The sequence below is a fragment of the Caballeronia sp. INDeC2 genome (genome assembly GCF_023631325.1).
Taxonomy (GTDB): Bacteria; Pseudomonadota; Gammaproteobacteria; order Burkholderiales; family Burkholderiaceae; genus Caballeronia.
In genome coordinates, this window is the sequence record NZ_JALQDG010000003.1 from 638,455 (window position 1) to 651,994 (window position 13,540).

The following is a 13,540-nucleotide window of genomic DNA, read 5'->3' on the forward strand; positions in this document are numbered from 1 at the left end:
CTCTGATTCTGGGCGGCGTAAATATGCTGGAAACGGTCTTGCTCAAGCGCGGCCGATCTCTGGCCGGCATCATCCCGAACGTAGTGCTCGAGGAGTCGCACACCGACGAACTGACGATCACGAATCACCCGGTGGAACGCGGTGCATCTATCACCGACCACGCGTTCAAGAATCCGTCTCAGGTCACTGTTCACTATGGATTCGGTCAGAGTGGCGCGCTCTTGAGCGCGCTTTCCGGCGCCAGCGATCCGAAGACGGTGTATCAGCAACTGCTCGACATACAGGCGTCGCGCATCCCGTTTGACCTGGTGACCGGCAAGCGCTCGTATTCGAATATGCTGATCGCGACGCTATCGGAAACGACGGACCTGCAGTCGGAGAATGTGCTGATCGTCACGGCTACCATGCGCGAGATCCTAATCGTCGACACGAGTGTCGTGACGCTCGCGCCAGCAGATGCTCAGGCGAGTCCAGAGAAGACGGCCGGCGCGGAAAACGCAGGCACGAAGCAAGCGCAGGAAAAGCCATCGGTGAGCCTGCTGTATCGCGCCAAGACGGCGATTCAATCCTCGTTGGGGTTCTGATGGCGATCTACGAAATTCCGCTCAGCGGCGTGCCGCAGTCCTTTCAGATCGCGCTCGCTGGCGTGACGTACAAGCTCACGCTCATGTGGCGAGAAGCGCCGCAAGGCGGATGGTTCCTCGATATGGCCGATGCCGCGGGAAACCGAATTCTCAGCGGTGTGCCGCTGGTCACCGGCGCGGATCTTCTCGAGCAGTATGAGTATCTTGGCATCGGCGGTGAGCTGTGGCTGCAGACAGATGGCGATGAAGCGGCGGTGCCGACGTTCGATGACATCGGCACTACGTCGCACCTGTATTTCGTCACGGCGTGATGACGCGCTCGACAGTGCACAGGATCGGTTCAAAGTGATGCGCGGTGGCGCTTGGGAAAAGGTCTTGACACTCGACCGCGGCGCGCTGCCCGCGCAATCGCTTGAGCGTATCGAAGTTCTTTCCCGTCGCAGATAGCTGCACGATACCTGTCGTGGCCAGCGGCGTGTCGGGGTCATTCGGCGTAGTCCCAGCGGTTATTGAGTGATCTAAGACGATAGCCGGAAACTTGACTCGTACTTCATTGCCAAGTTGAAGATCAGTTCCCGGAAGCATCTCAATCTTGCCGGACAGCGTAATCGGCTCCCAGTAGGCCACGCGCTCTTGAGCATGGACGGGTATCGAGGCGATCAACGCCGCAGCGAGAACGATTTTTTTCATTCACATCTCCTGTAATGGCACAGCTATATATCCGGAAGGTCAGCCTGTTGATCGGGTCCGACACTGGCGAAGGTCTTGACCTGTCGGAATTGCACCTGAACTTCGCGGTGTGGAGCTCGACAGCTCAGACGCTGCGCCACGCACGAATCCGTGTGTATAACGCAAGCGACGAGACTGTCCAGCGGATTCAGAATGAGTTCACGCGCGTCGTACTCCAGGCCGGTTACGACGGCAATTTCGGCCTCATCTTCAGTGGCACGGTCGGGCAGTACTCGCGCGGGCGAGAGAGCGCCACCGACACGTACCTCGACATCGTCGCTCAGGACTCCGACGAGGCATATAACTATGCGGTCGCGAACGCGACGCTGGCGAAGGGGTGGAAGCCTGACGACTATTACAAGTCGCTGCTCCAATCGTTCTCGCCGTACGGCATCGACCAGGGCAACAAGCCGGACTTCTCGTCGTCTGCGGCACCGCGAGGCAAGGTCGTCTATGGCATGGCGCGCGACTATATGCGCAGTTTCGCTGCCGCGACCGGCACGCGCTGGTATCTAAAGGACGGCCAGTTGCACGTCATACCGCTGAACGGGTACTTGCCCAACGAGGCCGTCGTGCTGCGTGCAGACACCGGCATGATTGGCATCCCAGTTCAGACGCTGGACGGCATCGTGGTTCGCTGTTTGATGAACTCGAACATCGTGACCGGCGGCCGCGTGCAGATCGATAACTCGAGCATCACGCAAAAGCGGATCGTCAATCCACAGACAACGAACGTCGACGATTACAACATCCCGGATCTGAGTAATGACGGTGTGTATGTCGTCTACTCGCTCACGCATGCAGGTGACACGCGCGGAAACGCGTGGGAAACGCAGATGGTGTGCTTCAACCCAAGCAACGCGCCCCGAACGGCGACCTTCACGAACGCGGTGATCGATGGACAACAGGGAACGAGTTAGCGACCCGGAGGAAACGCTTCGCGCAGCGATGGATGGATTGCGCAGTGGCCTTTGGACGTCGATGCCGGGCATCATTGATTCATTCGATCCGTCGACGCTCACCGCAACCGTGCAGCTCGCGATCAAGGGGGTTGTCACTGGAATAGACGGCAGAGCGCAGTTCGTCAACATGCCGCTGCTCGTCGACGTGCCCGTGCATTTCCCGCGCGGCGGTAACTGCACGCTGACGTTTCCGATCTCGTCAGGCGATGAATGCCTCGTCGTGTTCGCCGCGCGATGCATCGATTCCTGGTGGCAGTCGGGCGGTGTGCAGGTGCCGTTCGAGCCTCGCATTCATGACCTAAGCGACGGTTTCGCGTTCGTCGGATTCTTCTCGCAGGCCACGAAGATCTCTGGCGTCAGCACGGCCAGCGTGCAGCTACGTAGCAATGATGGCAACACCTATGTGGACCTGAATCCGACGTCAGGCGCAATCAAGATTGTGGCACCGGGTGGATTCGAGGTAGATGCGCCCACGATCGTCCTGAACGGCAATCTCGCACAGGGGAATGGGTCCACGAAGTACCCGGCAACGCTGCAAGGTCCCATTACCGTCATCAACGATGTGGTGGCCGCCGGCAAGAGCGTCAGCACCCACACCCACCATGAGAACGGCGCGGGAAGCAATACGAACCCGCCGAACTGAGTTTCGACATGCGATACCGCAAGGAAGATGGAAACGGAGATTATGTCTTCGGGCATCAGCTCGCCGACTTCTATCAGGACGTCCCCGAAGCGGTCGCGCAGGCCGTCAAGACGCGGCTCGGTCTGTTTACAGGCGAGTGGTATCTCGACACGACCGACGGCACTCCGTGGCGCACCGAAGTGCTTGGGAAATACACGAAGGAAACGTACGACGCCATCATCAAGGATCGAATCCTGGGCACGCCGGGCGTGCAGGAGATCGTTTCCTATTCGAGCTCGTTTGACGGCGATAGTCGAGTGCTCAACGTTTCCGCGACCATCACAACCGTATATGGCCCTGCGCCGATTGCGACGACTCTATGATCACGACCACCGCTCCGACGATCGACGCGACAGGCATCAGCGCGCCAGCGTTCTCGGACATCCTTGACTTCTTGAAGTCGAAGTACCAGGGCATCTACGGGCCAGACACCTACCTCGAGGATGACAGCAAGGACGGCCAGCTGCTTGCGATCTTCGCGAGTTGCATCAACGACGCGAACGCAGTCGCGATCTCCGTCTACAACGCTTTTTCGCCGGCGACCGCGCAAGGCGCGAACCTGTCGAGCGTCGTCAAAATTAACGGCATTGCGCGCGCGGTTGCAAGCGCATCCACGGTCGATGTGACTATCGTGGGCGTCGTCGGCACAACGATAACGAATGGCATCGTGCAGGACACCAATCAGGTGAACTGGGATCTGCCTGCTTCGGTGACCATTCCGCCGGCGGGCCAGATCACAGTAACGGCGACCTGCGAGCAGGCCGGCGCAATCAGCGCGGCGCCAGGCACCGTGACGACGATCGCAACGCCGACGAGTGGCTGGCAGACCGTTACCAACGCGAGCGCCGCCTTGTTGGGCAATCCGGTCGAAGAAGATGCCGATTTGCGCGTGCGACAGTCTTCATCGACCGCGCTGCCGTCGTTGACCGTGCTCGATGGAATCATCGGCGCGGTCAAGTCGGTCACGGGTGTGACGCGTGTCGCAGCCTACGAGAACGATACGAACATCGTCGATTCGAACGGGTTGCCTCCGCATGTCATCTCGCTCGTCGTCGAAGGTGGCGACGCTACGGCCATTGCGAACGCGATCGCGACAAAGAAGACACCCGGTGGCGGCACATACGGCACCACGACGGTGACGGTCACGGACATCTACGGCATCCCGCATCCAATCAACTTGTTCCGTCCGACGCCGCAGGCGATCACGGCAGTGGTCAATTTGAAGGCGCTCTCCGGTTACTCGTCTGCGGTGGGGTCGCGCGTGCAACAAGCCGTATCCGACTATGTGAACAGTGTCGCTATAGGCGGCGGTGCAGCTGGTGCTGTTGAGTGGGACGCTTGCATCGCGGCGGCGAAGGGCGTGGTCGGCGGCAATACCTTCAAGATCACGTCGCTCACGATCTCAGGCCCGGGCGGTGCTGGGGCGCCCGACGTTCCGCTCGCTTTCAATCAGTCGGCGACATGCACGCCGGCAAGCGTCACGGTGAACCCGACCTGATATGGCACAGACCAGCGATTACATCGATCTCGTCACGAGCGAGCACGCTGACAAGCCGAAGTTCATCGCGACGCTGTCGGCGCTCGTTCAATGTTTCGTCGATCTGCAAAACGTTACGCTGCAAATCCCGTTCGACTTCGATCTCGATGAAGCCATCGGCGTCCAACTCGATGCGGTCGGCGAATGGGTCGGTCGATCGAGAAACGTGAATACTCCACTGACTGGCGTTTACTTCTCGCTCGATACGGCCGGTCTCGGTTTCGACCAAGGCGTCTGGAAGGGCCCGTTCGATCCTGACACGGGAGTCGTGTCTCTGGATGACGATACGTACCGTCTGCTGCTGCGCGCGAAAATCGGCGCAAACAACTGGGATGGCACGCTCGGAACATCGGCTGCGATTCTCAACAGCATCTTTAACTCTGGTAATTCGGCCGTCGTCAATCCGGTAGCGATTACTGCGAGCAACGAGCCGTTCGGCTTGGGAGATGGCGCCACCGCTCAGTTCCAACTCAAGTATCAGGGGCAGCCACTGATTGGTGTTTCGTCCGCGCAGATCTATCGCAACGACTGGCAAGGCAATCAACTGCTGTATGCGACGCCGCGCACGAACGTTCTGGGACAATCCGAGAATCTATCGGCAAGCTGGACGATTACCCGCGCATCGCTCACGCAACCCGGATTGCAAACGCTGCGCGGGTCCCTCGCCTATAAGATCGTCGAGGATTCGAGCTCAACGACGACGCACTTCATACAGCGCACGTCTGGCGGCACGTTCAATAGCGGCGACATTGCCTGTGTTTCGGCGCTAGTGCACGCGGGAGAGCGCACGCAGGTCAGACTAGGAACATCTGCTAGTGGTGGTTTTGCTTCGACCTCAATCATCGCCGACTTAAGTGCACTGACGACCGCGACGTTTTCTGGATCGCCGATCGCTTCCGGAATCATCGCACTAGGCTCTGGATGGTATCGAGTATGGGTCGCCGTGCAGGCTACCTCGGCCGGAACGGCGACTGCGCAATGCATTCTTGCCAATGGTGGAACATCGAGCTACACGGGCGACGGTGCGAGCGGATTGTATGTCGATGCTGTTCAGATCGAACTCGTGTCAGCGGCAGCGCCTGGACCGACGAGCTACATCGCGTGCCCGACGACCGCTTCCGTCACGCTCACGGATTACACGCTGACGTCGAGTGGCGCGTTGGCTCTCGCTGTGGCGCCACTTGCTGGAGCAGTACTTTCGTGGAGCGGAAGCGGGACGATCTACCCAGCGGGAACGTACGTCTTCATCCAAGACAATGGAGACATGTCGATCACGTACGGAGTCGCCGGCAACGTTCCGAGCGCGCTGTTCCTTGCGTTGCTGCGTGGTGGATACATTCCACTAAAGCCAGAGGCAGTGCACGTTAATGGCTATTACGTCACGTCGAACCCGGGCGGTCCTCTGTTCGGATTCGATGTTGAGAACAATCTGATTTCCGGTTTCGACGTCGGCGCATGGGGCGTCGCTGCCTGACCATCACGGAGCATAAATGGCAACGAATGACTTTCTTCCGTTCGCGACCGGCGGTTCGGCGAACGTTCTTACGCAGGCGCAGTGGGCAGCGCTAGCTTCTGTCTCGACTGGCTTTCAGTCCGGACTTGCCGATTCAAAGTCGGTAAACAAGGCTTTGCGTCAGTCGAGCATCATGTCTGCCGTGGTTGCGCAGTTCATCGTCAATCAGACGGGTCAGAATGCGACCGATGACGGCACGACGGCAACGCTCATCGCAAACTTGCTTGCGGCCGTGAGGGCATCGTCGAATGCCGTCGTCGGTTCGATGCGTAATGCGAAGATGTACGTCACGACCGCCTCCGCGAGTGCAACATTCACAGCAGATGAGATCATCGTCGAATCGGTCTTGGGTGGCCTGACCTACCGCATCTCAGGCTTCAACAAGACGATCAATCTCGGCACGACGGGATCTGGTGGAATTGACTCAGGTTCAGCTCCGGTAAGCGGCTATGTCGCGCTTTATGCGATCTATAACCCGACAACCGGCGCCAGCGCGCTGCTGGCAACGAATGCAACGTCAGCTGCAGTTCCGCATGTATATGGCGGCGCCAACATGCCGACTGGATTCACAGCATCTGGTCTCGTAAGCGTATGGCCGACGAACGCTAGTTCTCAGTTCATTGTTGGATTCCAGAGAGATCGGCGAGTATCGTTCCCATTCACGTTGGCGCTGTCATCCAGCAGTTCGGCACCCGCCAGCTTCACGACGTTGTCGATCGCCGCTTTGGTGCCGATGAACGCTGTCTCGATTGGAGGCGAGGTTCTCGCGGGTTCAACATCTTCCGCGAACATCACGCTCGGCGTCGCGGCGGACAGTGCTGGAAATGGGCAGCAAGCGTCTCAGGCGGCGCTAGTCACGGTAGCGGTGTGCAACTTCAAGATTGACCTCATTGTTGCGCAGACGCTGTATTGGAAGGCGTCGGTGAGCACAGGCACGCCGAATATGTCGATTGCCCTCTCTTCTTACGAGTTCTGATATGCAACTGATAAATGTGCAGTTTGCGGATGAATCGGAGGCAAAGATTGTCTCGTATTTCGCCGGGCCGCAAGATTCGGCAGAGTATCCGAATCAAGGCACCGTGCAAACCGATGACGACAGATGGAAAGCCTTCTACGAAACCGTCTCTTCAGAGATACGTCCGTACGTGCCTTCTCCATCATAAGAGGCATTAGCCGTGCGGCGATTGCTTCTGATCACACCGAGCGGCTCTTCTTAGGTCTCGTTCTGTCCACGCCCATAGGGCAATCCCAAAGAAGCTTGTAATTAGGCTTCCATTGTTTATCTGGAAGCCAAGCATCCACGCAATCAAGACGCTCGCGGAGATTGCACCCACTAACCGGATGAACCATGTAATCATTTCTGAAGTCTCTCAACAAGAGGCCCAATAACGGCCGCCATTCTTTGCGCCTCGATTTTGTACATTTCGCCTCTTGGGTGTATGCAGTCCGACAGCATGTCCTGCCAGTTCGGAAGTGAAAGAAGGTATTCGTAGTTTTTGACCAGCGGTGTATTCTTTTCCGCAGCAACATCTTCCATCGCTTCAGCATATGCATCAAGGCCCGTGAACTGCTCTCCGTTCACGCAGGTTGGGTTGGGCTGTTCAAAGACGATGATCTTGCCGCCACGAATCGCTGTGTCAGCGATCTCCCGAAGCGCAGCCTTGTAGGCGTCTAGGCTCTCTGGACGAAGCATTCCATCGTTAATTCCGTAATTGACGATCATGATCTGTGCATTTGAATTTGCCACTACCTGCGTCCACGGAAGGTGAACGGTGTCAGATCCTTCGACTAACTGCGGAGCGCGCGTCCCTGACACACCTTGATTCGAAACCGTAACCGAATCGCCGTATTTCGCTTGCAGAGAAGATTGCAGCACAGCCGGCTGATTGTCGACCGAAATAGTCGCAAGGGTACCAGGACCGTTCAGGTAGGTATAGCCCTCCATCGTCGAGTCGCCGTATGCCTCGATCAAGACCGGTTTGGGCGCTTGTTTGACGGTCGGAGCAGTGGTGATGTTTCCGCCGCCTCCGCCGCCACAAGCACACATGATTCCGGAGGCAAGGAAGGCTATTGTTGCGGATTTCCATCCGCTGACAAGTCGACATGCGCGCCATACGCGCGCATCCGGTCGAGGATTCTTTCGAAGGTGTCCTGATCGAGTTCGAGTCGCGCCGTTGCGAAGAAGAGCATTTGGAGACTCATGTCTCGATGATTCGTCGGATCCTCCGGCTTGCTCGTATATCTGCGCCACTGACGTCCAGTCGCGACGCCAAACAGATCTGCCATCTGTGCGCTCGAATAGCCTAGCGCCTCCTTTAGGCGAACAAGATCTTCGGGTGACGGTGGCTTGTATTTCATTGCGGATTTTCCGGAGCGCGCGCAAGCGCGAATAGGCAGCAGTCGTCATGGTCATTCCCGTAGGAGCATCGAACCGCGCTGGATGCGCAGCTCTATGGCGAGCATAGTAGGTCCAAAGGGTACGAATGTCAACTTCTGCCGGGATGGGATCGCGGGGTTATGCCTTGGCAATCGGATTACGAACGGTTTATCCCGGCGTGCGCCGGATGCTCTTGCAAGGCGCCGCCTTCCCGTTCTGGACGCTTCCTTGCAAGGAATGGCTTCTCAACTCCGTAATACGAGCACACTGCGATAGCAATGCTGGCCGCCGTTGCTAGCACTGCCCAGAGGGCGAAGCGCTTAGGTCCCCAAGTCCCAACTGGGCTCACTGCATTGCCGAAGCGAATCGTTCCCTGGAGAACGAGAAGGTGGAGGAGATATAAGCTGTAGCTGATCGTTCCGAGGCCAACCATGACGCGACTGAACAACACCTTCGGATTCAGGTAAATCACAGATGCGAACGTTGCGCTGGTCACGATCCAACTGAGCAAGGCACCCGAGATGTTTCCGATGGCAGCAGAGTCGGTCAACTTCCATAGCCACAAAACCATCTGGCGATGTGGCAGTGCTATGTACAAAGCAGCAAGTGCGAGAAAGACGACTGTTCCAAGCGTCGATTGTTTTGATCGAGCCCGACTAGACTCGGCTATTGCAGCACCGGTAAAGAAGAAAAGGAGTCGATAGTAGGCGTTGTTATAGGCGAACACGAACGCAATCAGCGCGACGATGCCGCTCCACAGCAAGAAGCGATTGCCTCTGAATGCAACAAGCAAGGGAAGCAAGATATAGAACTGCCACTCATATGCCAGTGTCCAGATCGTCGCCGTGAAGTAGGTGGTGTCAACGCCATTTATGGTTTGCTGACCGTCGAACCCGAATGTGAAGAGCGCGAAGATTTGATGGAGCAATTCGCTCGTCAAAATCTTCCTTTCCCAACCGGTGATGAACCCCACGCTGATCAATACGATCGCAGCGAAGAGAAAATATGCAGGGACAAGTCGGCAAACACGATTCACGTAGAACCGCGACCAATCAGTGACCCTCCCTGATATTGCTACCTTCTTCCAGAAAAGATAACCAGTGATGCAGAAGAACAGTTCGACGCCAAAGCTTCCGGAATTCCCTGCGCACATCAACGCGAATTTGCTGAGCCCGAATTGCCCAATCCATTTAAATCCGATCCCCATAGAGGCAAATGGAAGGTGGTTGAGCACTACCAGTAACGCCGCAAACCCTCGAAGTCCTTCGATGGATAAGTCCTTCTTCAGTGCTGTTTCTTTATGTTGGATCTTCATTTTTAAGTAATCCCCACCACGCGGCCTGGAATGGGGTGGTTTCGGCGAGCCAGATGATACCGCAACCTGTCGTTAACACCTTGCGGGACTGTAAGCATCAGACCTGCAATCGAGCACCATCTGATCCCATGTGTTTTATCGCAAGCCGCCGTCGAGCGGCTTTTTTTATGCCCGGACCACCGGCGACAGTACGAGGAAGGACAGTTCATGCCATTGCCAGAGTGGACGCAAAACACCGGAGCGGGCGCGGTTGCAGCGCTCGCCTTCCGGTGGATATGGCAGGAAGTCAGAAGCCGGCGCAAAGACATTCAGGTCGATCAATCCGAGGCGCTCGCCCTCAAGAACATGAAGGACGAGATCGCCCGGCTGACCGAGCGCATCGACTCGCTGGAAAAGAAGCTCGACGAACGGGATGTCGAAGTCGAGTCCGAGCGGAAGCTGCGACGCATCGCGGAGAACGAGCTCGATCAGGAGCAGCGGCGGAGCGCCGCGCTCGAGGATCGGATCGCCGAATTGGAGAGCGAACTTGCCAAATCTTAGTCAATGGTGGCGCGCGAGCAAGTTGCTCATCGCCGTATGTCTTTTGGTGCTCGTGGCTGGCTTCGCCGGCGCGCAGTGGCAGTCACGGGCTGACGCGGATGAGCGCGCTGTGCTGCTCGATCGTTTCCCGAAGGTTAGAGCGGAGGAGCGCGCTGCATGCACGCGCGAGTTCACTGCGCAGATCAACGGCCTGAAGGCGGTGAACGAGCAGGGCGCGAGCGATCTCGCCGCGATGAAGCAATCGATCGACGACACGAATCGGATAGTCGCCTACACCCTGCGCTTTCTCGGCGACCGCGCAAAGGTCACCGACGCGCGGCAGGCGGCTCTCATCAAGCAGGCGAGGCAGGCCGCTGCCGCTGCGACGGTCGCCGCTCAGAAGACAGAGGTCGTCGAGCAGAAAGTCGCAGTCGCTGCGACGAAGGCCGATGAGGCTGCGAGCGCCGTGAAATCTGTCGACAAGAAGCTCGAAACCGCAACGCATCCGACGGCTGCAGTTCCGCCGACGCCTTGGGCCGGCAGTCGCCGCTGACATTCTCCCTTTCCACCTCAACCCGGCCGCGCGCCGGGTTTTTCATTTCTGGAGGGCATATGCCACTCATCCCGTTCACTCGCTGGCGGCTGACGCTCGCCAACGGGTGGCAGAAGCTTCATACCCGCGGCACGGTCATCGCCGGCGCTGCGTTCACGGCGCTCGCCGGCGCTGGGCCGATCATCTCGCAGGCGTGGTCCGGCATGCCGCGCGAGCTGCGCGACGTCATCCCGCAGAACGTTCAGCAGTGGATCGCCTACACGATCTTCGGCCTGACGTTCATCGCAATCCGTTACACGTCGGTGCATCGCGCGCCGGCCGATAGCGAGGCGCAACGATGAGCTGGCTCGACGCAGTCATCGCGCTGTTCAAGCCAAAGCGGCAGGGCGGCGGTTACCAGCCCTTGCCGACGCCTGAGCCGCTTCCTCCGCCACCTGCGCCCGCGCCTTCCGCGCCCGCCGTATCTCTGTCGTCCCGTCTGCCGACGATGACGCCGCAGAACGAGATGGTTCTCGTCGACGAGTTACGCCGCGACGAGGGCGTGCGATACACGCGCTACCTTGACTCGAAGGGCATACCGACTACCGGCGTAGGGCACAACCTGCAAGCGAAGCCGCTGCCTGCCGGATGGACCTATCCACTGTCAGATAGTCAGGTCGATCAGCTGCTCGAGGACGACCTCGACGACGTGTACGTCGATTTAGACCGCAACCTGTCGTGGTGGCGCGCGCTCGACGCCGTTCGTCAGCGGGTCATCTGCAACATGTGCTTCAACATGGGCATCGGCCGGCTGCTCGGCTTCAAGAACATGATCGCGGCCGCGCGCGCGGGCAACTACTCGAAGGCGGCCCTCGAGATGCTCGATTCGAAGTGGGCGCGCGAAGACGTCGGCATTGGCACGGCCGCGAAGCCGGGCCGCGCGCTGCGTCTCGCCAACATGATGAGGGACGGGAAATGATCGAACTCTTGATGAAGCTCGGGCCGTGGATCGGGATGGGGATCGCCGCCGCGTGGGCGCTGATCGTTCACGCGCGTTCGAACGCCAAGGTGTCGGACGCGAAGCAGCAGGCGCAGATCGACGTCGCGGCCGCGAAGGCGCAACAGCGAGTAGCAGAAGACAACCTCACCGCACGGAAGACGGCAGACGTGCAAGCCGATGCCGATGCAGCGAAGACTGCGGCGACCGCCGCGCAGGAGCGAACCAATGTGGAAAATTCTCAGGCCATTCTCGATGACGCTGCTGCTCGTGACGAGCTTATCCGGATGCTTCACGGCTCCGGCGAAGACAACCCCGGAAGTGGTCAAGGAAGTGCCGGGGCCGACCCGGGTCGTCGATAACTCGTGCCTGTACTTCAAGCCAATCACGCCGACTGAAGCCGACGTGCTGGGTATGTCGCGCGGCCTCGTCGATCAGATCACGGCGCACGACAAGATCGGCATCCAGCATTGCGGGTGGAAGTTGGGCGGGACAGATCAAGACCGATAGGAAAGTGCGTGCTCGTTCTCATCGAGCCACTTCTTCACCCAAGCGATCGCCACCTTTTCAGCGATCGCACTGTTCCCGCACGTTCCTAAGTCGCTGAACACGAACCGATCCTTTCGCTTCGCTTCGTCGAAAGTGAAGGCCCCGCGGAAGATCACAGCCGATGCTGTTGTCGATCCTTCGCCGACGGTCGTCGAGATCGACCAGCCTCGATATTCGCAATACGCCCCGATCATCACGCGCCCTATAAGTACTGTATTGATATACAGTATAGCCGCGCCGGCCAGATCGGGTTTGACAGAAAAATGCACACCGGCATTTCGAGTGACAGACTTCGGGTTCAGCAAAACCCTTGTCAGAAGCGTGGTGCCGGGGACCGGACTCGAACCGGCAAGCCGTGAGGCGGCGGATTTTAAGTCCGCTATGTTTACCAATTTCATCACCCCGGCAGGGCGGACGCGATTCTACCATTGCCCGACATCGCGCCAAAGCCACGCCGTTCGCCACCCGCGCACGCCATTCGACAAGTTTTCGACCCTCCCGCATAATCGGCGGCACCGATATCCGCGCGAGGACACGCGATGGGCAAGAGCCTGCCCGATGCATTCAGCGATGGCGTCATCGAACGCGCGGTCGGCGCGGACCGCAAAGGCAAGCTTTCGGTGCTGCTCTATCTCGTCGCCATTGCCGTGCCGTTCTGGCAGCCGTGGATCGCCGCAACGCTCTACGCGCTCGTCGCGGCCGCGTGGCTCGTGCCCGATCGACGCATCGAGCGCATTCTCGCGAACGAAGAAACGTGATGCGCATCGGCGTCATCTCCGATACGCACAACCTCGTGCGCCCCGAAGCGCTCGACGCATTGCGCAATTGCGCGCACATCATTCACGCGGGCGATATCTGCAAGCACGGCGTGCTCGATGCGCTCGCGTCCCTCGCGCCGCTCACCGTCGTGCGCGGTAATAACGACGTCGGCGATGACGTCGTCCGATTGCCCGAACACGCTCGCATCGAACTGGGCGGTGCGACGATCCACGTTGTCCACGATATCGCCGATGTCCCGAAGCAACTCGACGGCATCGATGTCGTCGTGACCGGTCATTCGCACAAGCCGCTCGTCGAGCGGCGCGGCGGCGTGCTCTTCGTGAATCCGGGCAGCGCGGGGCCGCGTCGTTTCAAATTGCCGATCACGCTCGCGCTGCTCGATATCGTCCATGTAAGACTGGAAGCGCACATCGTCACGCTCGTGACATAAAAAAGGCCGGCGCTCACGCACCGGCCTTACGCGT

The 13,540-nt window shown here is 58.8% G+C and carries 20 protein-coding genes, 1 tRNA gene and 1 pseudogene; 16 read left to right on the forward strand and 6 right to left on the reverse strand.

Going from position 1 to position 13,540, the window contains the following annotated elements:
* Positions 1 to 38: 38 nt before the first annotated feature.
* Both NCS28_RS04715 and NCS28_RS04720 read left to right on the forward strand, forming a co-directional pair.
* Positions 39 to 584 (forward strand): phage baseplate protein, encoded by a 546-nt coding sequence (locus tag NCS28_RS04715; RefSeq protein WP_250512702.1) that lies wholly within the window; start codon positions 39 to 41, stop codon positions 582 to 584.
* Positions 584 to 895, forward strand: a complete 312-nt coding sequence (locus tag NCS28_RS04720; protein ID WP_250512703.1) for a phage baseplate plug family protein — start codon at positions 584 to 586, stop codon at positions 893 to 895. The genes NCS28_RS04715 and NCS28_RS04720 overlap by 1 nt, the downstream gene beginning before the upstream one ends.
* On the opposite strand, the gene NCS28_RS04725 is transcribed toward NCS28_RS04720, so the two are convergent.
* Positions 885 to 1,274, reverse strand: a complete 390-nt coding sequence (locus tag NCS28_RS04725; RefSeq protein WP_250512704.1) for a DUF4431 domain-containing protein — start codon at positions 1,272 to 1,274, stop codon at positions 885 to 887. The genes NCS28_RS04720 and NCS28_RS04725 overlap by 11 nt on opposite strands.
* A 14-nt stretch (positions 1,275 to 1,288) precedes the next feature.
* On the opposite strand from NCS28_RS04725, the gene NCS28_RS04730 reads away from it, so the two are divergent.
* The 7 genes and pseudogenes from NCS28_RS04730 to NCS28_RS04760 all read left to right on the forward strand — a co-directional run bounded on the left by NCS28_RS04730 (position 1,289) and on the right by NCS28_RS04760 (position 6,983).
* Entirely contained in the window at positions 1,289 to 2,233 is a 945-nt protein-coding gene (locus NCS28_RS04730) for a phage protein (protein ID WP_250512705.1), read from the forward strand.
* Entirely contained in the window at positions 2,211 to 2,918 is a 708-nt protein-coding gene (locus tag NCS28_RS04735) for a Gp138 family membrane-puncturing spike protein (protein WP_250512706.1), read from the forward strand. Before NCS28_RS04730 ends, NCS28_RS04735 begins: the two co-directional genes overlap by 23 nt.
* Positions 2,919 to 2,926: 8 nt before the next feature.
* On the forward strand, positions 2,927 to 3,280 hold the full coding sequence (locus tag NCS28_RS04740) for a contractile injection system sheath initiator (RefSeq protein WP_250512707.1): 354 nt from the start codon (positions 2,927 to 2,929) through the stop codon (positions 3,278 to 3,280).
* Positions 3,277 to 4,455 carry a baseplate J/gp47 family protein gene (locus NCS28_RS04745; protein WP_250512708.1) on the forward strand — a complete coding sequence of 393 codons (1,179 nt, stop codon included), beginning with the start codon at positions 3,277 to 3,279 and terminating at the stop codon, positions 4,453 to 4,455. Before NCS28_RS04740 ends, NCS28_RS04745 begins: the two co-directional genes overlap by 4 nt.
* Before the next feature lies 1 nt (position 4,456).
* A pseudogene (locus NCS28_RS04750) lies at positions 4,457 to 4,876 on the forward strand (baseplate wedge 1 family protein); the annotation flags it as partial.
* A complete protein-coding gene (locus tag NCS28_RS33505) occupies positions 4,865 to 5,968 on the forward strand; it encodes a phage head spike fiber domain-containing protein (RefSeq protein WP_502801152.1) in 1,104 nt (367 codons plus the stop codon). The pseudogene NCS28_RS04750 and the gene NCS28_RS33505, both read left to right, overlap by 12 nt.
* 16 nt (positions 5,969 to 5,984) lie before the next feature.
* Positions 5,985 to 6,983 carry a hypothetical protein gene (locus NCS28_RS04760; protein WP_250512709.1) on the forward strand — a complete coding sequence of 333 codons (999 nt, stop codon included), beginning with the start codon at positions 5,985 to 5,987 and terminating at the stop codon, positions 6,981 to 6,983.
* A 378-nt stretch (positions 6,984 to 7,361) separates the two neighbouring features.
* Here the strand turns inward: NCS28_RS04760 and NCS28_RS04765 are convergent, their stop codons facing one another.
* The 3 genes from NCS28_RS04765 to NCS28_RS04775 all read right to left on the reverse strand — a co-directional run bounded on the left by NCS28_RS04765 (position 7,362) and on the right by NCS28_RS04775 (position 9,699).
* A complete protein-coding gene (locus NCS28_RS04765) occupies positions 7,362 to 8,054 on the reverse strand; it encodes an SGNH/GDSL hydrolase family protein (RefSeq protein WP_284504743.1) in 693 nt (230 codons plus the stop codon).
* Between the two features lie 20 nt (positions 8,055 to 8,074).
* The gene (locus tag NCS28_RS04770) at positions 8,075 to 8,365 is read right to left on the reverse strand and encodes an XRE family transcriptional regulator (protein ID WP_250512711.1); all 291 of its coding nucleotides are present in this window, start codon (positions 8,363 to 8,365) and stop codon (positions 8,075 to 8,077) included.
* Between the two features lie 176 nt (positions 8,366 to 8,541).
* Positions 8,542 to 9,699, reverse strand: coding sequence for an acyltransferase family protein (locus tag NCS28_RS04775; RefSeq protein ID WP_250512712.1), 1,158 nt, complete (start codon positions 9,697 to 9,699; stop codon positions 8,542 to 8,544).
* A 207-nt stretch (positions 9,700 to 9,906) separates the two neighbouring features.
* Between NCS28_RS04775 and NCS28_RS04780 the strand changes: the two genes are divergently transcribed.
* The 5 genes from NCS28_RS04780 to NCS28_RS04800 are packed head-to-tail and all read left to right on the forward strand — an operon-like array spanning position 9,907 to position 12,109.
* The gene (locus NCS28_RS04780) at positions 9,907 to 10,239 is read left to right on the forward strand and encodes a hypothetical protein (RefSeq protein ID WP_250512713.1); all 333 of its coding nucleotides are present in this window, start codon (positions 9,907 to 9,909) and stop codon (positions 10,237 to 10,239) included.
* Positions 10,226 to 10,771 carry a hypothetical protein gene (locus NCS28_RS04785; RefSeq protein ID WP_250512714.1) on the forward strand — a complete coding sequence of 182 codons (546 nt, stop codon included), beginning with the start codon at positions 10,226 to 10,228 and terminating at the stop codon, positions 10,769 to 10,771. Before NCS28_RS04780 ends, NCS28_RS04785 begins: the two co-directional genes overlap by 14 nt.
* Positions 10,772 to 10,830: 59 nt before the next feature.
* Positions 10,831 to 11,112, forward strand: a complete 282-nt coding sequence (locus NCS28_RS04790) for a DUF7940 domain-containing protein (RefSeq protein ID WP_250512715.1) — start codon at positions 10,831 to 10,833, stop codon at positions 11,110 to 11,112.
* Complete coding sequence (locus NCS28_RS04795; protein ID WP_250512716.1) at positions 11,109 to 11,729, forward strand: glycoside hydrolase family protein; 621 nt, start codon at positions 11,109 to 11,111, stop codon at positions 11,727 to 11,729. The genes NCS28_RS04790 and NCS28_RS04795 overlap by 4 nt, the downstream gene beginning before the upstream one ends.
* Positions 11,726 to 12,109, forward strand: a complete 384-nt coding sequence (locus NCS28_RS04800; RefSeq protein ID WP_250512717.1) for a hypothetical protein — start codon at positions 11,726 to 11,728, stop codon at positions 12,107 to 12,109. Before NCS28_RS04795 ends, NCS28_RS04800 begins: the two co-directional genes overlap by 4 nt.
* 135 nt (positions 12,110 to 12,244) lie before the next feature.
* Here NCS28_RS04800 and NCS28_RS04805 read toward each other — a convergent pair whose 3' ends face one another.
* Together NCS28_RS04805 and NCS28_RS04810 are read right to left on the reverse strand one after the other, a co-directional pair.
* The gene (locus NCS28_RS04805; protein WP_250512718.1) at positions 12,245 to 12,601 is read right to left on the reverse strand and encodes a hypothetical protein; all 357 of its coding nucleotides are present in this window, start codon (positions 12,599 to 12,601) and stop codon (positions 12,245 to 12,247) included.
* A gap of 17 nt (positions 12,602 to 12,618) precedes the next feature.
* Positions 12,619 to 12,703: transfer RNA gene (locus NCS28_RS04810), tRNA-Leu, on the reverse strand.
* Between the two features lie 132 nt (positions 12,704 to 12,835).
* On the opposite strand from NCS28_RS04810, the gene NCS28_RS04815 reads away from it, so the two are divergent.
* Together NCS28_RS04815 and NCS28_RS04820 are read left to right on the forward strand one after the other, a co-directional pair.
* A complete protein-coding gene (locus NCS28_RS04815) occupies positions 12,836 to 13,054 on the forward strand; it encodes a hypothetical protein (protein WP_250512719.1) in 219 nt (72 codons plus the stop codon).
* Positions 13,054 to 13,506: a metallophosphoesterase family protein gene (locus NCS28_RS04820; RefSeq protein ID WP_250513057.1), complete on the forward strand. Its 453-nt coding sequence runs from the start codon at positions 13,054 to 13,056 to the stop codon at positions 13,504 to 13,506. Before NCS28_RS04815 ends, NCS28_RS04820 begins: the two co-directional genes overlap by 1 nt.
* Positions 13,507 to 13,540: the final 34 nt, after the last annotated feature.